Consider the following 21,295-nt stretch of genomic DNA (forward strand, 5'->3'; position numbering starts at 1 on the left):
AGAAGATATCTTCGAAAGAAAGGGGCTGTGGGTAACGGGATAAACCGTTAGCTCGCCTCACCAACATCGGAAGCGTCTCAGGCCGTCCGGTTGACCGTAATGAATTCAGTGGCGAGGGCGCCTCGGTTTTCATCCAGGAAGCCCGGTAATAAGAACCGGGTGCGTCACAATAGATAGGCGGATCTTCCGCCCGCTTCAGATCCGCCCACTCCACGACAAGGCTTGCGTTATGCCCTTCACTATCCGTCGCGTCACTGCAGCAGATTACGACGACGTCCGCCGGATCACCCGGGACGCCTACATTCACGCCGGCTACTTCAGCGACCCAGACCACCCCTACGTGCAGATTCTCTCCGATATCGAGCACAGGGCCGAACACGCCGAGGTATGGGTAGGGGAGGAGGACGGCGTAGTCGTCGGTTCCTTTGCCATTACGTTCGAGGGTCAGCGCTACACCGACATCGCACTCGCGGGGGAGCTGGAGTTCCGCATGCTCGCTGTGGATCCCGCCGTCCAGCGTGGTGGGTTTGGGCGCCGGATGGTCGAGTGGATCATTGACTACGCGCGCGCCCTGGACGGCATCGACGCCGTCAGCCTGACCAGTGGCTCCGACATGGTGCGGGCACACCGACTGTACGAATCCTTGGGGTTCGAACGCGTGCCAGGCCGTGACTGGTGGGTGCGCGACGAAGACATCCAGCTATGGGTCTTCAGGCTTGGGCTGCAACCGGACAGGACTGTCACCTCCCGCCCGTAGACTAGAACCCGAAACCCAGCCATCTCGAGATCCTGGAGAAACATGCCCGAGATCACCCGTGAGGACGTCGCGCATCTGGCACGGCTTGCCCACATCGACATGACCGGCGAGGAGCTGGACCGGATGACCGGCGAGCTCTCCGTCATCGTCGACTCCATCAAGACGGTCAGCGAAGTTGCCGGTGATGACGTTCCCGCAACCAGCCACCCCATTCCGCTGAGCAATGTCTACCGCGATGACGTCATCGGTGAAACGCTCACCAACGAGGAAGCTCTCAGCGGCGCCCCGGACAACGCAGCCGGCCGCTTCAAGGTCCCCGCAATCCTGGACGAGGAGTAGAAATGACCGATCTCACCAGGCTCAGCGCCGCCCAGCTTGCCGAGAAGCTTTCCTCCCGCGAGGTGTCGGCAGTGGAAGCTGTCCAGGCTCACCTCGATCGCATCGGTGAAGTGGATCCGGCGATCAACGCGTTCCTCCACGTCAACACTGATGAAGCCCTCCGTGTGGCATCCGAGGTGGACAAGGAGCGGTCAATTGGAGATACGATGCATCCGCTCGCAGGCGTCCCTATTGCCGTCAAGGACCTCATCGTCACCAAAGGCCAGCCAACCACAGCCGGCTCGAAAATCCTCGAGGGCTGGCACAGCCCCTATGACGCCACTGTCGTCCGGCGCCTTCGCGACGCCAAGATGCCGATCCTCGGCAAGACCAACCTGGACGAATTCGCCATGGGCTCCTCCACGGAGCACTCCGCTTACGGTCCAACCCGCAACCCGTGGGACCTCGACCGCATCCCCGGCGGTTCCGGCGGCGGGTCAGCGGCCGCCGTCGCCGCCTTCGAAGCGCCGTTGGCGCTCGGAACCGACACCGGCGGTTCCATCCGCCAGCCCGGTGCCGTGACCGGAACCGTCGGCGTCAAGCCGACCTACGGTGGCGTGTCCCGCTACGGTGCCATCGCCATGGCGTCCTCCCTCGACCAGATCGGCCCCGTCACCCGCACGGTGCTGGACGCCGCACTCCTCCACGAGGTCATCGGCGGCCATGATCCACACGACTCCACCTCGCTGACTGATCCTGTCGGCGCTCTCGCCGAGGCTGCACGCAACGCGGACGTCAAGGGCCTGCGCATCGGCGTCATCAAGGAATTGCAGGGAGAGGGTTATCAGGACGGCGTCCAGGCACGCTTCACTGAAGCACTGGACCTGCTGCGCCAAGCGGGTGCCGACGTCGTCGAGGTTTCCTGCCCCAATTTCAAGTACGCGCTGGGCGCCTACTACCTGATCATGCCTTCGGAAGCCTCATCCAACCTTGCCAAGTACGACGGCGTCCGCTTCGGTCTGCGTGTAGTGCCCGACGGCGCTCCCACGATTGAGCGGGTCATGGGCGCCACCCGCGCAGCCGGCTTCGGCGACGAAGTGAAGCGCCGCATCATCCTTGGCACCTACGCACTGAGCGCCGGGTACTACGACGCCTATTACGGCTCCGCACAGAAAGTCCGCACCCTGATCCAACGGGACTTCGACGCCGCCTTCACTCAGGCAGACGTTCTTATCTCGCCCACGGCTCCCACCACGGCGTTCAAGCTGGGGGAGAAGCTGGACGATCCGCTCGCCATGTACCTGAACGACGTCGCCACCATCCCTGCCAACATGGCCGGCGTGCCGGGCATCTCGGTCCCCGGCGGCCTGGCTGACGGACTGCCGGTGGGCATCCAGTTCCTCGCCCCCGCGCGCCAGGATGCACGGCTCTACCGGGCAGGCGCCGCACTGGAAGCGCTGCTGGAAGACACCTGGGGCGGACCTTTGCTGGCACAGGCACCCGAGATTGCTGGAGTGAAGTAAATGAGCACTGCAACCGCCGAAATTCTGTCCTTCGACGAGGCCATGGAGAAGTTCGACCCGGTGCTCGGCTTCGAGGTCCACGTCGAACTGAACACCCGCACCAAAATGTTCTCTTCAGCGCCGAACGCTTTCGGAGACACGCCGAACACCAACGTCACCCCGGTGGACCTTGGTCTGCCGGGCGTTCTTCCGGTCATCAACCGGGTAGCCGTCGAGTCCTCGATCAAGATCGGCCTCGCGCTGGGCTGCAAGATCGCCGAGAAGTGCCACTTCGCCCGGAAGAACTACTTCTACCCGGATACCCCGAAGAACTTCCAGACCTCGCAGTATGACGAACCCATCGCCTATGACGGCTCAATCGACATCGAGCTCGCTGACGGCACCGTCTTCACGGTCGAGATCGAGCGCGCCCACATGGAGGAGGACGCCGGCAAGCTGACGCACATGGGCGGCGCCACCGGCCGCATCCAGGGCGCCGAATTCTCGCTGGTCGACTACAACCGCGCCGGCGTACCCCTCGTGGAAATCGTCACCAAGCCGATCGTCGGCGTTGGCGAGCGCGCGCCGGAACTGGCCAAGGCCTACGTGGCAGCTATCCGCGAGATCGTGAAGAACCTCGGCGTTTCCGACGCAAAAATGGAGCGCGGCAACGTCCGCTGCGATGCCAACGTCTCCCTCAAGCCCAAGGGCCAGGAGAAGTTCGGCACCCGCACCGAGACGAAGAACGTCAATTCACTGCGTGCCGTTGAGCACGCTGTCCGGTACGAGATCCAGCGCCACGCCGCAGTGCTCGACGCCGGAGGCACCATCACGCAGGAAACCCGCCACTGGCACGAGGACACACGGTCGACGACGGCGGGGCGCCCCAAGTCCGATGCCGACGACTACCGCTACTTCCCGGAACCTGACCTGGTGCCCGTGGTTACCGACGACGCCTGGATCGAGAAGCTCCGCAGCGAGCTCCCTGAACCTCCCGCCGCACGTCGCAAGCGCCTCCAGGCCGACTGGGGTTACTCGGACGCTGAGTTCCGCGATGTGGTGAACGCCGGTGTCATGGACGCCATTGAGGAGACCATCGCTGCCGGCGTCAAGCCTGCAACCGCACGCAAATGGTGGATGGGTGAGATCTCCCGCCGAGCCAAGGTCGCTGATGTTGAACCCGCCGAGTTGGGCGTAACCCCTGCGCTGATCGTGGAACTGCAGGGCCTCATCGACGCCGGCAAGATCAACGACAAGCTCTCCCGGGAGGTGCTCGACGGCGTCCTCGCCGGCGAAGGCACGCCCACCGAAGTAGTCTCGCAGCGCGGCCTTGAGGTCGTGTCAGACGACGGCGCCCTCCTCGAAGCGATTGACGGCGCCCTTGCCGCGCAGCCCGATGTCGCGGAGAAGATCCGTGGCGGGAAGCTGCAGGCAGTCGGAGCAATTGTGGGCGGGGTCATGAAGGCCACCCGCGGCCAGGCAGACGCCGGGCGAGTTCGTCAACTCATCCTCGAACGCCTCGGGGTTGAGGGCTAGCCGGCATCAGCAGAAGATCAGGTTCAGCGGTGAGGACAACGTGACCAGAATGCCGCCAGCAGAGGTGGACGTCACCGCCGCCCTGGTCATGCGCCTGCTCGCTGACCAGCACCCTGATTTCGCCGAGTTGCCGCTCTTAGAGGTGGCCAACGGCTGGGACAACGTGATCTTCAAGCTCGGTGACGAGCTCGCTGTCCGCCTTCCGCGGCGGCAGGCGGCGGCGGAGCTCATCCGCAACGAGCAGCGTTGGCTGCCGGAAGTGAGCCGGGGCCTCGCGACTGTCATGCCTCTTCCGGTGCGGACGGGCACGCCGTCGTCGTACTTTCCGTGGTACTGGACCATCACGCGCTGGCTGAAGGGGACCGTGGCGGCTGACATCGAAGCAGCGCACAGGTTCAACGCGGCCGCCGATCTGGCACGGTTCGTGAACGCTTTCCACCGCCCGGCACCGGCTGACGCCCCACGAAATACGGTCCGCGGAGTACCACTGTCCACACGGAGCGCGGTTGTGGAGGAGCGAATCGCCGCAGCCGGCCAGCCCGAGGAACTCCTGCACCTCTGGCGGGTCCTGCGGGACCAACCCGAGTGGACCGGACCGCCGCTGTGGCTGCACGGCGACCTGCACGCAGCGAACCTCGTCCTGAATCCGCAGGGCAGGCTCGCCGGCGTCCTTGACTTCGGCGACCTGACGGCAGGGGACCCCGCCACGGACCTCGCCGCGGCCTGGCTCGTCTTCGACCGCATTGGAAGGCGTATCTTCATCGAGACGGTCACCAGGGAACGGTCTGTGGATTCCGCGACCTGGCAGCGGGCACGCGGTTGGGCGCTCTGTATCGCCGCAGCCATGGCAGCAACATCCGATGACAGTCCCGCCTTCCACACGATTGGGATCCGCATCCTCGAGGACGTTCTCGCCGATGACATATTGATCGACGAAGGGCCTTGCCGATGAAATTCACACATGTCTCGCGGGTCCAGACCGAGGGTGACAACCACGTCATGGAAGACGCATGCGGATACCGCGCCAACGCCGCCTGGATGATCGACGGCGCAACGTCGCTGCTCGACGAACTCGATCTCCCCGGCGCGTCGAACCCTTCCTGGTATGCGCAGGTCCTGGGGCTGGCGCTGGCGGAAAGCGCCGGACCACAGGACCCCCGCGCCGTTCTGGCCGCCGCGCTGGCGAAAGTGGACGAGCTCGGCCACCAGTTGGTGGGACCGGAATCCCAGCGCTTCCCGAGCGCCGCGGTCTCCCTGGTCACAACCGACGACGACGGCGCCCTCTCGGTCCTCAGCCTCGCCGACTGCCACGTGGTGGCGGCCCTCAATGACGGGGAGGTCAGACACGTGGGGCAGGCCCTGGACGGACCGTCATCGCGTGACGAATTGCGCCGGGCACGGCTGGAGCGAAACACGCCGGAAGGGGTCTGGGTTGCACGCCGTGAACCGGCAGCGGCGCAACACGCCCGGCTGGTCACGCTCGGGCCTGCCCATACCGTGGCGCTGGCATCCGACGGCGCGTGGCGGGCGGTGGACCTCGGGCTGGTCAGCGGCCCGGCGGATTTCCTTGAGGCTGTACAGACTCCGATGGGCGCGCAGGAGCTTATGCTGATGCTGCGGACCACACAGGATGAGATCGGCGAATCGGCCGATGACGCCTCAGTCCTGTGCGTCGCACTGGAGTAGCTGTGGCTGGTGTGAAAGCGCCAGGGAAGCGGAACGAAGGAGCGCAATGACTGAGACAGCGGACGTTGTGATTGTTGGCGGCGGTATCGCGGGGCTCTCGCTCGCGGCCGCGCTGGCATCGGACCAGCGGGCACAGTTGAGGATCATCCTCGTCGAGGCGGAACATTCCCTCGCGTACCACACCTCCTCGAGGTCGGCCCGGCAGCTCATCCCCAGTTACGGGCCCGAGGCGATCCAGCAACTCACCGCACGGACGCTTCAGCTCATCCGGGAACGTGAAGATGAGCTACCCTCGCCGGTGCTCACTCCCCGCAGTTTCATGCTGATCGGTTCGGACAACGACGTCGCTGCCAGAGCCAGCGGCGCCATGGAACGCCTCCCATGGGAAGAAGCAGTGCAGCTTTGTCCGCAAATCGAGCCGGCCGCCCGGCAGCAGGGTTACAACGCCGCCGGACTCGACACCACGGCGGTCGGCTGCAACACGGACGTCCTGCTGGATCATCACCGGTCGGCAGCGGAGGCAGGCGGCACCAGGATCATGACCGGCGCGCGCGTTCACTCGGTCCAGCGGCTCCGGACGGCCTGGGAAGTCGGTGCCGGTTCGCAGGCAGTGCACGCCGCCGTCGTCGTCAATGCGGCAGGCGCGTGGGCTGATGAACTGGCTGTCCTCTCCGGTGTGGCCACACAGGGCATGCGGCCCTACCGACGGACGGCAGCGGTTGTCGGCGCAGACAATATCCCCGCCCCCGATTCGCCGATGGTAGCGGCGGCGGATGACAGTTTCTATTTCCGCAGGGACGACGACGGCCTCCTCATCTCACCCGCCGAGACGGTCCCGAGCGTGCCGGAGGACGCACAGCCGCGTCCCGAGGACCTGGAGGCACTGATCGCTCGCCTTGATTCCATGACCACACTCGGAATCGGGAGCGTGATGCGCGCCTGGACAGGATTGCGGACCCAGGTGGCAGACGGTCTCCCGGTTGTCGGATTCGATCCGGAAGCCGAGGGATTCTTCTGGTTGGCGGGCCAGGGCGGCTACGGGTTCCAGACGTCGTCGGCCATTGCCGAACTGTCGGCCGGGCTCATCACCGGCACTGGAGCAGGAGCCGCCGCCGGCCAGTCTCTCGCCTCAGCGCTCGCCGCCGGACGCTGAATCAGGAATCCTGAGCATCCCGAGTGCACCGGCGGGTCTAGAGTAAAACCATGAAGGTTGAAGAGACGCCGCTGCCGGGAATCGGCGTGCGCAAGGACATTGTGACGGCGTCGGGCCGCCGGATCGGCACAGTCACCCAGCGCAGCGGAGAGACGGAGTTGATCGTGTCCCGTGCCGATGATCCCGATGCGTGTCTGGCATCGATCCCGTTGACTGCCGAGGAGGCCTCTGCGCTGGGTAACCTGCTCGGAGCCCACGAGATTGTGGCGCAGTTGACGGAAGACCACCGGGATCTGCCGGGGGTCAACACCCGGCAATTCCTCATCGATGTCGACTCCCCGTATGACGGACGCAAACTCGGTGACACGAAGATGCGCACGCGCACCAGCGTCTCGCTGGTTGCGGTGCTCCGGCGAGGGCAGGTCCAGGCCTCGCCCACACCGGATTTCACGTTGGCTGCCGGCGACTTGCTGGTGGCCGTTGGAACCTCCGAAGGGCTCGACGCCGCGGCCGAGATTCTTAGCGGCGGCTGAGCCGCCCGTGGAGAATCACAGCGCGCTGGTCCTCATTGAACTGGGAGCGGTTTTCCTTGGCCTCGGTATCCTCGGAAGGCTCGCCGGGCGGATCGGTCTCTCGCCCATCCCGCTCTACCTGATCGGAGGGCTGTTCTTCGGGCAGGGCGGTTTTGTCGAGCTGGACGGGCTGGAGGAGTTCAGCGAGATAGCCAGTGAGATCGGGGTCATCCTCCTGCTCCTGCTGCTTGGCCTGGAATACACCGCCGGCGAACTGGTGACCGGCCTGAAACAGTCATGGATGGCGGGAGTCCTCGATATCCTGCTGAATTTCCTGCCCGGCGCGATTGTTGCCCTCATGCTCGGCTGGGGCGGTGTCGGAGCACTCGTCCTCGGCGGAGTGACGTACATTTCGTCGTCGGGCATCATCGCCAAAGTGCTGACGGACCTGGGGCGCCTCGGGAACCGTGAGACCCCGGTCATCCTGTCACTGCTGGTCTTCGAGGACCTCGCAATGGCCATTTACCTTCCCATCCTCACTACGGTGCTCGCGGGGGTCAGCTTTGCCGGCGGGCTTCAGGCAGTCGGCGTGTCGCTGGTGGTGGTCACCATCGTCCTGGTGATCGCGCTCCGCTTCGGCCGCACAGTTTCCGCCATCGTTGACTCCAAGGACCGCGAGGTGTTCCTGCTGACGCTGATCGGCGGTGCGCTGCTTGTCGCGGGCTTTGCAGCGGCGATGCAGGTTTCAGCCGCCGTCGGCGCCTTCCTGCTCGGCATTGCGATCTCGGGGGCCACTGCCACCAATGCCACCCGCCTCCTGGAACCACTGCGCGATCTGTTCGCAGCCATCTTCTTTGTGGTGTTCGGACTCAATACTGACCCCGCAACCATTCCTCCGGTGCTCGGCTACGCGTTGCTCCTGGCCGCCATCACGGCTGCAACCAAAGTGGCAACCGGCTGGTGGGCGGCGAAACGGCAGGGTGTCGGCAAGTTGGGCCGTGCGCGCGCAGGTGCAGCGCTGATCGCCCGCGGCGAGTTCTCCATCGTCATTGCCGGCCTTGCCGTGGCGTCCGGAGCCATCACAGACGAGCTTGCTGCACTGGCAACGGCCTACGTGCTGCTAATGGCCATCCTTGGTCCAATTGCGGCACGGCTCGCAGAACCAGCCATGCGTCTGGTCCTACGCATGACGCCGCAGCCAGCCTAGAACCCTGCGTAAACCAGCAGAAGCAACACAGGATCCCGCAACACACACGGTGTCATTGCGGTGTCCGAATGATTGCGATTTACCGCCGAAAAGCCCGGTGAACATCCGGCACATGCGCCGCCCGTAACGGTTGGGCGCCGATGGTTCACAGACCGGATCTTCCCCGGAAACGCGGCCCTACGATGATCCCACCTACTTCTTTGAAAGGTGGTGCATCATGCACACACTCCGTGCGCTGCTGGCGAGCCTGCTACTTATTGTCGGGTTCGGGCTGGTAGTGCCGTCTTCCGCCTCCGCTGCTCCCTACTGCGGAATAACCTGGGGCTCACTGGCCAAGACCAGCACGGCCCAGACCAGTGCCCCGGTGGTGAACGCACGGGCCGGCCGCCATGCCTGTTTTGACCGGCTCGTGATCGATGTTCGGGGCAAGGGTGCAGGCTACACCGTCCGGTACGTAAGCGCCGTCGTCGGGACCTCCGGCCTGGCCACGCCGCTGCGCGGTGGGGCCGACATCCAGGTGACCGTCAACGCACCGGCCCAGGACGGACGGGGCAACGCAACCTACCGTCCGGCCGTCAGGTCCGAAGCGGTCAATGTTGCCGGTTTCACAACCTTCCGGCAGGTGGCCTACGTGGACAGCTTCGAGAGCCGCACCACGTTTGGCCTCGGCGTTCGCGCCCGCCTTCCGTTCCGGGTCTTCTCACTCGACGGGCCGGGTACCTCATCCCGGTTGGTCATCGATGTGGCCCATCGCTGGTAGGGGATCCGCCCCCAACCCTCCTGCGTGTGGAGTCACATAATGGCGCTTTGAGTTACTCAAAGCGCCATTACTGCGCGTGCGATGGGGTGATGGGGGTAATGGGGACTACCTAGGCGAGCGGCTCGCCCAACACGCGGTCGACGGCGGCAAGAACCGCCCCGGCCTCCACCAGCTTCCGCACCGCCTCAATTTCAGGCGCGAGATACCGGTCCGTCCCCGGACCCTCCACCACCTCCCGGAGCGCGGCCCGCGCCGCAGAGATGGCGGGCGAACTGCAGGAGGTGCTGATTCCGCCGTCGCGCATGTCCAGCGCGCGGGCCGCGGTCAGCAGCTCGATCGCCACCACCCGGGTCAGCCCGTCCAGCGCCCGCCGCAGCTTCAAACCGGCGGACCAGCCCATTGACACATGGTCTTCCTGCATTGCGGAGGACGGGATGGAATCGACGGAGGCCGGAACAGCCAGGCGCTTGAGCTCGGACACAATGCCGGCCTGGGTGTACTGGGCGATCATGTGCCCGGAGTCAACACCCGGATCATGCGCGAGGAACGGATTGAGCCCGTGGCTTCGGCTCTTGTCCAGGAACCGGTCGGTCCGGCGTTCGCTCATGGACGCGAGGTCCGCAACGGCGATCGCGAGGAAGTCCAACGCATAGCCGATCGGCGCGCCGTGGAAGTTGCCGTTCGACTCAACGCGGCCGTCAACGGTCACCACCGGATTGTCGATGGCGGAGCCAAGCTCGATCGCCGCGACGGACTCGACGTGTGCCAGCGTTGCCCGCGCGGCCCCGTGAACCTGCGGCGCGCAGCGCAGCGAGTAGGCGTCCTGGACCCGCGTGAACCGGTGTGCCTTGCGCTCATCAGAGGCGTGTTCGCCGATGAGGCGCGACCCGGAAAGCACGCGGCGGATGTTCGCCGCGGAGACAATCTGTCCGGGATGCGGCCGAAGCTGGTGCAGATCCTCCGCGAAGACACTGTCGGTTCCCAGCAGGCCCTCCACGCTCATTGCCGTTGCAAGGTCAGCGGTCCGCAGCAGCCGGTGCAGATCCGCAGAGGCGAGAACGAGCATGCCCAGCATGCCGTCGGTGCCGTTGATGAGGGCGAGGCCCTCCTTCTCGCGCAGTTCGACCGGGGTGATTCCGGCGGCACTGAGCGCCTCGGCGGCGGGCAGCAGCGCGCCGTCGTCGTTCCTTACCTCTCCCTCGCCCATCAGGGCCAGCGCCACGTGGGACAGGGGAGCGAGGTCGCCGGAGCAGCCCAGCGACCCGTATTCACCGATCACGGGAGTGATGCCTGCGTTCAGCAGGTCCGCGTAGGTCTGCGCGACGACCGGCCGCACGCCGGTCCGGCCGGTAGCCATGGTGGAGAGCCGCCCGAGCATCATCCCGCGCACCACCTCGCGGTCGACTTCCGCGCCCGACGACGCCGCGTGGCTGCGGATGAGGCTGCGCTGCAGGTGCGTGCGCTCCTGGACGGGAATGTGTTTGGTTGCCAGGGCGCCGAAGCCGGTGGACACGCCGTAGTGGGGTGTCGGATCATCGATGAGCGCATCAATCACCGAGCGGCTGTCCTGCATGGCAGACAGCGCGTCGTCGCCGAGCTCCACCCGCGCACCGTACCGGGCCACGGCAACAACCTCCGCCGGCGCCAGTGCTCCTAAACCGATTGTCACGGTGCTCTCTTCTGGCATGACCTGTCCCTTTTCTCGTCCCGCAATCGACCGCTCTTGCCAACAGATGAAATGAGCGTTTCAATAAGTGAAATACATATTTCCACCGAACGCAAGGAAGAACTCGTGGCGGATACCTCCACCCGCACCGTTGAGCGGGCCCTGCTCCTGCTCGGCACGGTCTGTGACCGTGGTTCGGTGACCCTGGCCGATGCTGCCCGTGATGCCGGACTTTCGGCATCGACTGCGCTGCGGCTGTTGCGCACCCTCGAGGGCACCGGTTTTGTCCGCAGGGACGACGACGGCTACCGGCCCGGCATGCGCGTGGTCCAGCTCGGCGCGCAGGCGCTCTCGCACGAATCGCTGGTGTCGCTGGCGGAGGGCGCATTGGAACGATTGGTCGACTCAACGGGGGAGTCCGCCTACCTCAATGTGCCCTCCCACGATGGCCACGGGATCTACCTGTCCGTCCGGGAAGGAACCCACTCGGTTCGCCACACCAGCTGGGTGGGCAGGAGCATTCCGCTGGACGGTTCCGCCGCCGGTGCTGTCCTGAGCGGCAAGACTCCCGACGACGGCTACGTGGTGGTCAGCAACGGCATCGAACCCGACGTCACCGCGATCGCCGCACCCGTGCTGTCCGGCGGACACGTGGTGGCAGCGCTGAGTGTCGTTGTGCCCTCCTACCGGATCACCGACGACGGCGCGCGCCGGATCGGGCGCCAGGTCGCCGGCGAAGCCACAGGTATTCTCACCGCCCGAACAGACACTGCCCCGCAGGAAACTGAAACCTCTCCCACGAACGAGTCCTCAACGTCAGGAGCACAATCATGACCTTCACCCAGCACGATCCGTCGCGCACCATCCGCGCACCGCGTGGCACCGAACTCACGGCGAAAAGCTGGCAGACAGAAGCACCCCTGCGGATGCTGATGAACAACCTCGACCCCGAGGTGGCCGAGCGGCCCGAAGACCTCGTTGTCTACGGCGGCACCGGCCGGGCGGCACGCAGCTGGGAGGCATACGACGCCATCGTGGCCACGCTGAAGGACCTGGAGGACGACGAAACCCTGCTGGTGCAGTCGGGCAAACCCGTGGGCGTCTTCCGCACCAATCCCTGGGCACCGCGGGTCCTCCTGGCCAACTCAAACCTGGTGGGAGACTGGGCCAACTGGCCCGAGTTCCGGCGGTTGGAGGCCGAGGGTCTCATGATGTACGGGCAGATGACCGCCGGGTCCTGGATCTACATCGGTACCCAGGGGATCCTGCAGGGAACCTATGAAACCTTCGCCGCCGTGGCTACGGCCAGATTCGGCGGGACTCTTGCGGGAACGCTCACACTCACCGCCGGCTGCGGCGGGATGGGCGGTGCCCAGCCGCTGGCCGTCACACTGAACGGCGGCGCGGTGCTGATTCTTGACGTCAGCGAGACCCGCCTGCGCCGGCGGGCCGCCAAGCGCTACCTCGACGTCGTTGCCGCTGACCTTGAAGACGGACTGAAGCAGGTCCTCGAAGCGAAACGCCAGAAGCGTGCGTTGTCTGTCGGCGTCGTCGGGAATGCTGCCGAAGTGCTGCCGGCGCTGCTGGAGCGCCAGCGGAACGGTGAGTTCACCATCGATATCGTCACCGACCAGACTTCCGCGCATGACCCGCTGAGCTACCTTCCCGAGGGCATCGGGATGGACGAGTGGGAGCGGGAAGCCTCAGGGGACCCGGATGGGTTCACCAAGAAGGCCCAAACCTCCATGGCCCGTCATGTCGAGGCAATGGTTGGGTTCCAGGACGCCGGAGCCACCGTCTTCGACTACGGCAACTCCATCCGCGATGAGGCACGCAAGGGCGGCTACGGGCGGGCGTTCGAATTCCCCGGCTTTGTACCGGCCTACGTTCGGCCGCTCTTCTGCGAGGGCCTCGGCCCGTTCCGCTGGGTCGCCCTATCCGGTGACCCCGCCGACATCGCCGTCACCGACGCCGCGCTCAAGGAACTGTTTCCGGAGAACGAACACCTGCACCGCTGGCTCGACGCCGCCGGTGAGCTCGTGGAGTTCGAAGGACTGCCTGCCCGGATCTGCTGGCTGGGTTACGGCGACCGCGCGAAAGCCGGCCTGCTCTTCAACCGGCTCGTCGCCGAGGGCAAGGTGTCCGCACCCATCGTGATCGGACGGGACCACCTCGACTCGGGTTCGGTTGCCTCGCCCTACCGCGAGACCGAAGCCATGGCGGACGGCTCCGACGCCATTGCAGACTGGCCGCTGCTCAACGCCCTGCTCAACACTGCCTCCGGTGCCACCTGGGTCTCCATCCATCACGGCGGCGGAGTCGGTATCGGCCGTTCGATCCACGCCGGGCAGGTGTCCGTAGCGGATGGAACGGCGCTGGCAGCAGAGAAGCTCGAACGTCTCCTGACCAATGACCCGGGAACCGGCGTCATCCGCCACGTCGACGCCGGCTACGAGCGAGCCCGGGAGGTGGCCCATGAGCGTGGAGTCCGTGTGCCCATGGAGGGCTGACCCGGGGTTCGTGCCCGGAGGGTCAGGGGTTCTGCCAGAGGCCCATCACATTGCCCTCGGGGTCACGGAAGTAGGCGGCGAACCCCATGTCACCGACGGTCATCTTCTCGCCGACGGCGGACCCTCCGAGCGCTTCGACCTTCGCGATCGACTCCTCGATGTTCTCGACGTCAATCGTGATGATCGGACCGGAGAGCGGGCCGCCGTCGCGCTTGAACATGCCGCCGTTGATGTAGCCCGGCTCAGTGGGACCCTGTTCTCCGGCAGGTCCGGTGCCGGCGGCGGTGTAGTCGAACTCGGGCATTTGGGTAACGTCCCAGCCGAACGCCTCGCGGTAGAACTCCCGGGCGCGATCGCCATTGTCAAAAGGGATTTCGAAATGTACAACACGTCCGGCCACGATGAACTCCTCCAGATTGATCGGTTAGCGAGATGCTGGTGAGTCTAGGCCTGATCAATCAGTCTGCACAGGGGTACCTGTGGCACTGGGAAAACTCTGAAGAACCGGAAGGGAAACCGATGGACAGCGTAAGCAACCTGCTGGAATCAATCGAAGGTGTGGGGCGGGATACGGTCCGCGGCGGCTACTCCCGCCCTGTGTTCTCTCCGGCTGAACTGGACCTGCGGTCCTGGTTCGAGCAGGAGGCCCGTCGGCGCGGACTGGATATCGAAACTGACCGCAACGGCATCCTCTGGGCCTGGTGGGATGTCGATGGCGCTGACCGGAACGACGGCGGCACCCGGGACGGCGCGCTCGTCACCGGCAGCCACCTCGACTCGGTGCCCGGTGGAGGTGCATTTGACGGTCCGCTCGGCGTCGCCGCTGCCCTTGCTGCAGTGGACGTCCTGAAGGAACGCGGAGTCCAGCCGCAGCGGGCGCTCGCCGTCACAGTATTTCCCGAGGAGGAAGGCTCGCGCTTCGGTGTGGCGTGCCTTGGTTCGCGGCTGCTGACCGGTGCAATTGACCCGGATACAGCCCGGAATCTCAAGGATCCGGACGGCGTCACATTCGCCGAGGCCGCACGCGCCAACGGGCTGGATCCCGCACATCTGGGCAGGGACGACGAGGCACTTAGCCGGATCGGTGACTTCGTGGAACTCCACGTCGAGCAGGGCCGCGGACTCATCGACCTCGACTCCGCCATCGCCGTGGGCACCTCGATCATCGGCCACGGCCGCTGGAAACTGACCATCAGCGGACAGGGCAACCATGCCGGGACCACCTTGATGGAGGACCGCGCGGACCCCATGGTGGCCGCAGCACAGGTCATCCTCGCCATCCGCAAGACCGCCGCCGCCACGCCCGAAGCCCGCGCCACTGTGGGCAGGCTGCAGCCGATCCCGGGCGGTACCAACGTAATCGCTTCCCGGGTGGAGCTGTGGATCGACATCCGGCATCCCGACGACGCCACCACGGCCTCGCTGGTGGAGTCGATCCACGGCCAGGCGCAGAAGGCTGCGGCGTTCGAAGGGTGCACCGCCGCGCTGACCCGGGAGTCCGTCAGCGGCACCGTGACCTTCGATGGAGAACTCCAACGGCAGCTGCAGCTCGCCATTCCGGGCGCTCCCGGCCTGCCTACCGGTGCCGGTCACGACGCAGGCATCCTCGCCGCCCACGCACCGTCAGCCATGCTGTACGTGCGGAATCCGACCGGCATCAGCCATTCCCCGGAGGAACATGTTGAAAACGACGACGCCGACTATGGCGCCGTTGCGCTCGCCGACGCCCTGGAGCGGCTGCTGTGAAATCACTCTGGTGCGAGCAGGCCTGGCTGGAACCGGGGGACATTGCGGCGGGCGTGCGGGCCGAGTTCGGTGACAACGGCGTTGTCCGCACCGTTAGCCGCGGTGCTGAACCGGAACCTGATGATCTGCGGCTGAACGGCGTGGTCTTCCCGGCTGCGGCAAATGCACACTCGCATGCATTTCACCGGGTGCTTCGCGGGCGAACCCATGCCGGCACGGGCACGTTCTGGACGTGGCGGAACGCGATGTACCAGGCGGCCGGTACCCTCACGCCCGAGCTGTACGAGGAACTTGCGACCGCCGTCTACACCGAAATGGTCACGGCCGGCTGGACCAGCGTCGCCGAATTCCACTACGTGCACCACAGACAGGACGGCACCGAGTACGGCAAGCAGCGTATCGGGCCGCCAGAAACCGCAGCGCCAACGCACGCAACACTAACGCAGGCAGCACCAACGCACGACGACGGCCCGCATGCCATGGAGCTGGCGCTTGCCCGCGCTGCGGTCACCGCCGGCATCAGGCTGACACTGCTGGACACCTGCTACCTCTCCGCCGGCTTCGGCGCGCCGGTGCTGCCCGAACAGGCACGCTTCACCGATGGCAGCGCGGACGCCTGGCTCAGCCGGTGGCACTCCCTGCACACCGCCATCACGGGCAGCTTCGACGCATCCCAGGTCTCTGTCGGTGCTGCCCTGCACTCCGTGCGCGCCGTGGATGAACCTGCGCTTGCATACATTGCACAACACCTTCCCGCAGACGTACCCCTGCACATTCACCTTTCCGAGCAGCCTGCCGAGAACCGTGAGTGTCTCGAGGCGACCGGAACCACACCGACCGGGTTGCTGGCCAGGCATGATCTACTCTCGGAACGGTTGACTGTGGTTCATGCGACCCACCTGACCGCCCAGGACATGAATCTCCTCGGTCAGGCGCGGGTCACCGTAGCCATGTGTCCCACAACGGAGGCGGATCTCGCCGACGGCATCGGTCCGGCTCGCGCTCTGCAGGATGCCGGCGCGGTGGTGAGTCTGGGGACGGACCAGCACGCCGTCGTCGACCCCTGGCTTGAAATGCGGGCGCTGGAACACGGCGAACGGCTGGCGAGCGGCCGGCGGGGGCGATTCTCACCTGCCGAGCTGGTGCGTGCGGCCGCCAGCGGCGGGGCGCGGGCACAGGGTCGGCCCGCAGCCGGTCTGGCACCGGGACAAGTCTGCGACCTGGTCGCACTTGATCCCGCGACCGCGCGCACGGCCGGCTCTTCCCCGGCCCAGCTCGTGCTGACGGCAACAGCGCAGGATGTCACCGCCGTCGTCGTCGGTGGGGAAGTGGTGGCCCGGAACGGGCGCCATGTGCGGCTGGGGGGTCCGGGCACGCTGCTCGCCGCGGCGATTGCGCGGATGGACGAGGCAGCACCAACAACGAAGGCCACAACGGGGAAGGCACTCTCATGACGGGCGCTACAACGATCATCACCGGCATCGGCGAGCTCATGACGCAGGACGCCGAGCAGCGGGTTCTCAAGGACGCGGCGATCGTGCTCGAGGATGAGCGGATCGCCTGGCTCGGTCCGGCCGCAAACGCTCCTGCCGCTGATTCCCGGTACGACGCCGGTGGCCGCGCCTGCCTGCCCGGCTGGGTGGACAGCCATACCCACCTGGTGTTCGCCGGCGACCGAACCGCGGAATTCGAGGCACGCATGGCCGGGCAGTCCTATGCCGCGGGCGGGATCTCTGTGACGGTGGACGCCACGCGGCGCGCCTCGGATGAGGAACTCGGCTCGCTCGTGGCCCAGCGGGTGGCCGAAGCCGGAGCGAACGGAACCACCTACCTCGAAACCAAGACCGGCTACGGTCTCAACGTCGAGGAAGAAGCCCGCAGCGCACGGATCGCCGCTGCAACAGCGGACGAGGTGACCTTCCTCGGAGCACACCTCGTTCCGCAGGGGTGGAAAGCGGACGACTACGTTCAGACCGTCACCGGACCCATGCTCAGCGCCGTCCGGCCCTACGTGCAGTGGGCTGACGTATTTTGCGAAACGGGCGCGTTCACACCGGACCAGAGCCGTGAAGTGCTTCGCGCATGCCGGGACGCGGGTCTGGGACTTCGGGTGCACGGGAACCAGCTCGGCCCGGGGGAGGGCGTGCGGCTCGCTGTGGAGGAGGCAGCGGCCAGCGTCGACCACGTGAACCATTTGGAGCTGTCGGACATCGACGCCCTCGCAGGTTCCTGGTCCGGCTGGGAGGGTGATCCGGACAGCCGGGGGACGGTGGCAACCTGCCTGCCCGCGTGCGATCTGTCCACCCGCCAACCCCTCGCGCCCGCCCGGCAGCTGCTGGATGCCGGAGTACCCATCGCGCTTGCCTCCAACTGCAATCCGGGGACGTCCTACACCTCGTCCATGGCGTTCTGCGTAGCTACTGCCGTGCTGCAGATGGGACTGACGGTTGCCGAAGCCGTCCGCGCGGCAACCTACGGCGGTGCGCTTGCCCTCCACCGCGAACAAACAACCGACGACGGCGGCCGGCTGGCCGTTGGGTCGCTCGCTGTCGGACACCGCGCGGACCTGCAACTGCTGGACGCACCGTCCGCAACCCACCTGGCTTACCGTCCGGGGATGCAGCTGACCCATGCGGTGTGGCGCGCCGGGCAGCGCCTCCGTTGAGTTTTTGTCGCCTAGTTGCTGTTTCACGACGCTCAGAACAGCAGATAGGCGACAAAAACCTCCCGGGGAACCGTTTTTGTACGCTTTGGCAAGCACCGAAGCGTACGGCACCATGAAGGCATGCCAACCGCCAAAACCAGCCAGCCGTCGTCGTTATCCCCGACCGCCCGCCGGAAGAGGATCAAAGCGGAAATCCTGATTGTCCTTGGTCTGTCCCTCGGCCAGGCCGGGGTTTACGCGGTGGTGGAGTTGATCGACAAGCTGACCCGTGCGCCGCTGGCTGCGCAGACCACCAGGCTCAATCCGGTTCTGGACAACCGGCAGTACTTCGATCTCACCTACCAGCTGCTGGGAATCTTCTTTGCGCTGGTTCCCGTGGTGCTTGTGCTGTTCCTGCTCACCCAGCCGGGGAAGTCGGCCTTCCGCCGGATTGGCTTCACCTTCAGCAAACCGAAGGTCGACTTCGGTCTGGGAGTGGGGCTGGCCGCGGTGATCGGGGTGGGAACGCTCGGGGTGTACGCCGCGGGCCGGGCACTGGGGCTTACCACTGCGATCATCCCGACGGCGCTCGACACCTACTGGTGGACGCTGCCTGTGCTGGTGCTCTCGGCGATCCGTCACGCGGTGCTCGAAGAGGTCATTGTGGTGGGCTACCTCTTTGAGCGGCTCCGGGAACTGGGCTGGTCAGTCCCGGTGATTATTGTGACTTCGGCGCTCCTGCGAGGGAGCTATCACCTGTACCAGGGGATCGGCCCGTTCATCGGGAACGTGATCATGGGGCTGATCTTCGGCTACGCCTACACGCGCACCAAGCGGGTGATGCCCCTGGTGATAGCGCATGCGCTGCTGGACATTGCAGGCTTTGTCGGCTTCGCGCTCTTCGGCCCGGCTATCGGCATCGGAAGCTAACCCCCGGCCACGCGGCCTGGGGAACCAGCGTCCGAAAGAACCAATTAGATCCGGACCGCACCTTTCGGGGTTTCGAACGCTACCGACATGATGCCGGGCGTGCCGTTGGGGGCGATCCACTCGACGTCGACGTCGTCCAGCGGGTGGGTGACGGGCGTTCCGAGCCACTCTGTGACGCGCTCTGCCGACCCGGCGATGGTGAGCGCGCTGAGGCGCACGGACGCGGTGCGCGCCTGGGATGGGTGGAGGGACTCCGTGCCTTCATCCCAGCGGATCATGTAGGGGACCTGAGGGTCAGCGATGAGGCCCTTGATGCCGATCTGCTGCCAGGTCAGCTCCTGCCCGTCCGGGAATTTGCGGTTACCGGGGACGGCGCTGCGGCCAAGGCGGTCCTCGAACGGGGCGAGGTCATCAACGGCTACGCACCAGCCCATCCAGCCGCCGCCGGCCTCGGACCGTGCCCGCACCGCCTGGCCAAATGGAGCCTTGTCCGAGGCCGGGTGGTCAAGGACCTCGACTACCTCGAGGTACTGGCCGTTGACCAACGGAAAAATCATGTTGCGGGTACCGAACCGCGGGTGGATTCCACCCTTGACGAATTCAACTCCGAGGGCGTCGGAAATCCGTTCCGCAGTAGCAGTCAGTCCGTCAGGTTCGCAGGCATAAGACACATGATCCAGGCGCATGGCCCCATTTTGGCACTTTGTGATGGAGGCCTCGACTAAGGGTTACCTAAGTCACACCGCGGGCGACAATGTTCCAAGCAAAACCCAAGGTCAGAGCCGGATAGTTGCTTCACACAGGGAGCCCGGTTCCGAGACCGCCGGACTTTCCTGCCAGGGACGCCCACTGGGTGTCCCCCTTGAGTGGGGCCGACCGTTTTCCCATAGACGCCGAACGGCCCCACTCAAGCATCCTCTGCCGCACGCGCGCCTTTCACGGCTACTACGCCAGCCGGCTTCATTTCACGGCGAGTCACACAAGTTGCCCTCACCCGCGCTGGTCAGGTTTCCTAATACGAGGTAACGAGTGACAGTACGGCAGGTTCCACCCGCCATCAGCCCCGGCTTGCTGTCCGGCAACCCTCCCTCGCGGCGGGGTGCCCCGGGTGAAGACCAGGCCCTGCATGCAGTGCAGGAGCAAGCGCGATTCAGTGAGGCGGCAGGGTTTTGACAGGCATCACCACAGCGGTTCCGCAGCCGGAAGCGGGGCTGGTTGACGGCGTCGTCGTGCAACGGTTCCGGATTGGCCCGTTGGCGCTGGAAACAGGCGGCCATTTGCCCGATGTCGTCCTCGCCTACGAGACCTGGGGCACGCTCAATGCCGATGCCTCCAATGCGGTGCTGATCGAGCACGCACTCACCGGCAGCTCACATGTAGCGCGGGGCGAGTCCTCCGAGGATGGCTGGTGGGACGGGTTGGTGGGTCCGGGCAGAACCATCGACACGAACCGCTACTTCGTGGTGTCCATCAATATGCTGGGCGGCTGTTACGGATCCACGGGGCCGGCGTCGCTTGATCCGGAGGGCAAGCCGTGGGGTTCGCGTTTCCCCTTCGTTACCATCCGCGATTCCGTGCGTGCCGAGGCACTGCTCGCAGACCTGCTGGGCATCTCCTCCTGGCACTCCGTGCTGGGTGGGTCAATGGGAGGCGCGAGGGCTCTTGAGTGGGCTGTCACCTATCCCGGGCGGGTGCAACGGTGCGCCGTCATCGCGTGCGGAGCAGCGAGCACCGCGGAGCAGATCGCCTTCGCGCAGGCCCAGGTGCAGGCCATTCGCCTCGACCCGCGGTTCACCGGCGGTGACTACTACGGAAGCGCCGGTCCCGAGGATGGGTTGGGCCTTGCCCGGCGCATCGCGCACATCACCTACCGTTCGGAGGCGGAACTCGTACACCGGTTCGGTCGGGCAGCGCAGGGTATGGAAGAGCCTTTTGGGTCGTCGGCGCCGGGCGGGCGCGGCCGCTACCAGGTGGAGAGCTACCTGGACCATCAGGCGGAAAAGCTGGTCCGGCGGTTTGACGCCAACAGCTACGTCATCCTCACTGAAGCGCTCATGAGCCACGACGTTGCCCGTGACCGGGGGAGCCTCAGCACTGCGCTCGCAGCTGCCTCGGCAGAGTTCTTCGTCGCGGCGGTGGATTCGGATCGCCTCTACTGGCCTCGCCAGTCCGTTGAACTGGCGTCCGCATTGCCCGGGAACGTTGCCGTCCACACCATTGAATCTCCCATCGGCCACGATGCCTTCCTCACCGAGATTGCGCAGCTTGAGCCCGCGCTGGCAGCAGCGTTCTATAGCAACACCGACGACGGCGATGTCAAGGAGAGCGCCTCAGCGCTGCGGTTTCGCGCGGGCTGAGACGCAGCCTG

General features: G+C 65.8%; 20 protein-coding genes and 1 riboswitch. Of the genes, 17 read left to right on the plus strand and 3 right to left on the minus strand.

Going from position 1 to position 21,295, the window contains the following annotated elements:
- Positions 1-229 precede the first annotated feature (229 nt).
- From ACZ2GY_RS05250 to ACZ2GY_RS05295, 10 genes are all read left to right on the plus strand, one after another.
- On the plus strand, positions 230-757 hold the full coding sequence (locus ACZ2GY_RS05250) for a GNAT family N-acetyltransferase (protein WP_277358310.1): 528 nt from the start codon (positions 230-232) through the stop codon (positions 755-757).
- Between the two features lie 42 nt (positions 758-799).
- Positions 800-1,096, plus strand: a complete 297-nt coding sequence (gene gatC / locus ACZ2GY_RS05255) for an Asp-tRNA(Asn)/Glu-tRNA(Gln) amidotransferase subunit GatC (protein ID WP_277358311.1) — start codon at positions 800-802, stop codon at positions 1,094-1,096.
- A 2-nt stretch (positions 1,097-1,098) separates the two neighbouring features.
- Positions 1,099-2,598 (plus strand): Asp-tRNA(Asn)/Glu-tRNA(Gln) amidotransferase subunit GatA, encoded by a 1,500-nt coding sequence (gene gatA, locus ACZ2GY_RS05260; protein WP_471673209.1) that lies wholly within the window; start codon positions 1,099-1,101, stop codon positions 2,596-2,598.
- A complete protein-coding gene (gatB, locus tag ACZ2GY_RS05265) occupies positions 2,599-4,113 on the plus strand; it encodes an Asp-tRNA(Asn)/Glu-tRNA(Gln) amidotransferase subunit GatB (RefSeq protein ID WP_471673210.1) in 1,515 nt (504 codons plus the stop codon).
- Positions 4,114-4,162: 49 nt separating this feature from the next.
- Positions 4,163-5,065 carry an aminoglycoside phosphotransferase family protein gene (locus ACZ2GY_RS05270; protein ID WP_471673211.1) on the plus strand — a complete coding sequence of 301 codons (903 nt, stop codon included), beginning with the start codon at positions 4,163-4,165 and terminating at the stop codon, positions 5,063-5,065.
- The gene (locus tag ACZ2GY_RS05275) at positions 5,062-5,799 is read left to right on the plus strand and encodes a glycosyltransferase family protein (protein ID WP_277358315.1); all 738 of its coding nucleotides are present in this window, start codon (positions 5,062-5,064) and stop codon (positions 5,797-5,799) included. Before ACZ2GY_RS05270 ends, ACZ2GY_RS05275 begins: the two co-directional genes overlap by 4 nt.
- Before the next feature lie 46 nt (positions 5,800-5,845).
- A complete protein-coding gene (locus ACZ2GY_RS05280; protein ID WP_277358316.1) occupies positions 5,846-6,952 on the plus strand; it encodes an NAD(P)/FAD-dependent oxidoreductase in 1,107 nt (368 codons plus the stop codon).
- A gap of 50 nt (positions 6,953-7,002) precedes the next feature.
- Entirely contained in the window at positions 7,003-7,485 is a 483-nt protein-coding gene (locus tag ACZ2GY_RS05285; RefSeq protein WP_471673212.1) for a cation:proton antiporter regulatory subunit, read from the plus strand.
- Positions 7,486-7,492: 7 nt separating this feature from the next.
- Entirely contained in the window at positions 7,493-8,671 is a 1,179-nt protein-coding gene (locus ACZ2GY_RS05290; protein WP_277358318.1) for a cation:proton antiporter, read from the plus strand.
- Positions 8,672-8,888: 217 nt separating this feature from the next.
- On the plus strand, positions 8,889-9,431 hold the full coding sequence (locus ACZ2GY_RS05295) for an AMIN-like domain-containing (lipo)protein (RefSeq protein WP_471673213.1): 543 nt from the start codon (positions 8,889-8,891) through the stop codon (positions 9,429-9,431).
- A gap of 109 nt (positions 9,432-9,540) precedes the next feature.
- Here ACZ2GY_RS05295 and hutH read toward each other — a convergent pair whose 3' ends face one another.
- Positions 9,541-11,118 carry a histidine ammonia-lyase gene (hutH, locus tag ACZ2GY_RS05300; protein ID WP_471673214.1) on the minus strand — a complete coding sequence of 526 codons (1,578 nt, stop codon included), beginning with the start codon at positions 11,116-11,118 and terminating at the stop codon, positions 9,541-9,543.
- Positions 11,119-11,169: 51 nt separating this feature from the next.
- Between hutH and ACZ2GY_RS05305 the strand changes: the two genes are divergently transcribed.
- Together ACZ2GY_RS05305 and hutU are read left to right on the plus strand one after the other, a co-directional pair.
- The gene (locus ACZ2GY_RS05305) at positions 11,170-11,931 is read left to right on the plus strand and encodes an IclR family transcriptional regulator (protein ID WP_277358321.1); all 762 of its coding nucleotides are present in this window, start codon (positions 11,170-11,172) and stop codon (positions 11,929-11,931) included.
- Entirely contained in the window at positions 11,928-13,607 is a 1,680-nt protein-coding gene (hutU, locus tag ACZ2GY_RS05310) for a urocanate hydratase (protein ID WP_277358322.1), read from the plus strand. Before ACZ2GY_RS05305 ends, hutU begins: the two co-directional genes overlap by 4 nt.
- 22 nt (positions 13,608-13,629) lie before the next feature.
- Here the strand turns inward: hutU and ACZ2GY_RS05315 are convergent, their stop codons facing one another.
- Entirely contained in the window at positions 13,630-14,007 is a 378-nt protein-coding gene (locus tag ACZ2GY_RS05315) for a VOC family protein (protein ID WP_277358323.1), read from the minus strand.
- Positions 14,008-14,126: 119 nt separating this feature from the next.
- On the opposite strand from ACZ2GY_RS05315, the gene ACZ2GY_RS05320 reads away from it, so the two are divergent.
- The 4 genes from ACZ2GY_RS05320 (at position 14,127) to ACZ2GY_RS05335 (ending at position 18,927) form a co-directional block, all read left to right on the plus strand.
- On the plus strand, positions 14,127-15,353 hold the full coding sequence (locus ACZ2GY_RS05320; protein ID WP_471673215.1) for an allantoate amidohydrolase: 1,227 nt from the start codon (positions 14,127-14,129) through the stop codon (positions 15,351-15,353).
- The gene (locus ACZ2GY_RS05325) at positions 15,350-16,807 is read left to right on the plus strand and encodes an amidohydrolase family protein (RefSeq protein ID WP_471673216.1); all 1,458 of its coding nucleotides are present in this window, start codon (positions 15,350-15,352) and stop codon (positions 16,805-16,807) included. The genes ACZ2GY_RS05320 and ACZ2GY_RS05325 overlap by 4 nt, the downstream gene beginning before the upstream one ends.
- Positions 16,804-18,018, plus strand: coding sequence for an imidazolonepropionase (hutI, locus tag ACZ2GY_RS05330; RefSeq protein WP_471673217.1), 1,215 nt, complete (start codon positions 16,804-16,806; stop codon positions 18,016-18,018). The genes ACZ2GY_RS05325 and hutI overlap by 4 nt, the downstream gene beginning before the upstream one ends.
- A gap of 120 nt (positions 18,019-18,138) precedes the next feature.
- Positions 18,139-18,927: a CPBP family intramembrane glutamic endopeptidase gene (locus ACZ2GY_RS05335; protein WP_277359566.1), complete on the plus strand. Its 789-nt coding sequence runs from the start codon at positions 18,139-18,141 to the stop codon at positions 18,925-18,927.
- A 44-nt stretch (positions 18,928-18,971) separates the two neighbouring features.
- Here ACZ2GY_RS05335 and ACZ2GY_RS05340 read toward each other — a convergent pair whose 3' ends face one another.
- Positions 18,972-19,613: a VOC family protein gene (locus ACZ2GY_RS05340; protein ID WP_277359567.1), complete on the minus strand. Its 642-nt coding sequence runs from the start codon at positions 19,611-19,613 to the stop codon at positions 18,972-18,974.
- A gap of 335 nt (positions 19,614-19,948) precedes the next feature.
- A riboswitch (SAM riboswitch) is annotated at positions 19,949-20,079 on the plus strand.
- Between the two features lie 17 nt (positions 20,080-20,096).
- Between ACZ2GY_RS05340 and metX the strand changes: the two genes are divergently transcribed.
- Positions 20,097-21,284, plus strand: coding sequence for a homoserine O-acetyltransferase MetX (gene metX, locus ACZ2GY_RS05345; protein WP_471673218.1), 1,188 nt, complete (start codon positions 20,097-20,099; stop codon positions 21,282-21,284).
- The last annotated feature ends 11 nt before the right edge of the window (positions 21,285-21,295 follow it).

The organism is Arthrobacter sp. KKT183 (assembly GCF_055657625.1).

Excerpts from the sequence above, each read along its gene's own strand:
- ACZ2GY_RS05250 (WP_277358310.1), top strand. The coding sequence starts at position 230 with ATGCCCTTCACTATCCGTCGCGTCACTGCAGCAGATTACGACGACGTC.
- gatC (WP_277358311.1), top strand. The coding sequence starts at position 800 with ATGCCCGAGATCACCCGTGAGGACGTCGCGCATCTGGCACGGCTTGCC.
- gatA (WP_471673209.1), top strand. The coding sequence starts at position 1,099 with ATGACCGATCTCACCAGGCTCAGCGCCGCCCAGCTTGCCGAGAAGCTT.
- gatB (WP_471673210.1), top strand. The coding sequence starts at position 2,599 with ATGAGCACTGCAACCGCCGAAATTCTGTCCTTCGACGAGGCCATGGAG.
- ACZ2GY_RS05270 (WP_471673211.1), top strand. The coding sequence starts at position 4,163 with ATGCCGCCAGCAGAGGTGGACGTCACCGCCGCCCTGGTCATGCGCCTG.
- ACZ2GY_RS05275 (WP_277358315.1), top strand. The coding sequence starts at position 5,062 with ATGAAATTCACACATGTCTCGCGGGTCCAGACCGAGGGTGACAACCAC.
- ACZ2GY_RS05280 (WP_277358316.1), top strand. The coding sequence starts at position 5,846 with ATGACTGAGACAGCGGACGTTGTGATTGTTGGCGGCGGTATCGCGGGG.
- ACZ2GY_RS05285 (WP_471673212.1), top strand. The coding sequence starts at position 7,003 with ATGAAGGTTGAAGAGACGCCGCTGCCGGGAATCGGCGTGCGCAAGGAC.
- ACZ2GY_RS05295 (WP_471673213.1), top strand. The coding sequence starts at position 8,889 with ATGCACACACTCCGTGCGCTGCTGGCGAGCCTGCTACTTATTGTCGGG.
- hutH (WP_471673214.1), bottom strand. The coding sequence starts at position 11,118 with ATGCCAGAAGAGAGCACCGTGACAATCGGTTTAGGAGCACTGGCGCCG.
- ACZ2GY_RS05305 (WP_277358321.1), top strand. The coding sequence starts at position 11,170 with ATGAGCGTTTCAATAAGTGAAATACATATTTCCACCGAACGCAAGGAA.
- hutU (WP_277358322.1), top strand. The coding sequence starts at position 11,928 with ATGACCTTCACCCAGCACGATCCGTCGCGCACCATCCGCGCACCGCGT.
- ACZ2GY_RS05320 (WP_471673215.1), top strand. The coding sequence starts at position 14,127 with ATGGACAGCGTAAGCAACCTGCTGGAATCAATCGAAGGTGTGGGGCGG.
- hutI (WP_471673217.1), top strand. The coding sequence starts at position 16,804 with ATGACGGGCGCTACAACGATCATCACCGGCATCGGCGAGCTCATGACG.
- ACZ2GY_RS05335 (WP_277359566.1), top strand. The coding sequence starts at position 18,139 with ATGCCAACCGCCAAAACCAGCCAGCCGTCGTCGTTATCCCCGACCGCC.
- ACZ2GY_RS05340 (WP_277359567.1), bottom strand. The coding sequence starts at position 19,613 with ATGCGCCTGGATCATGTGTCTTATGCCTGCGAACCTGACGGACTGACT.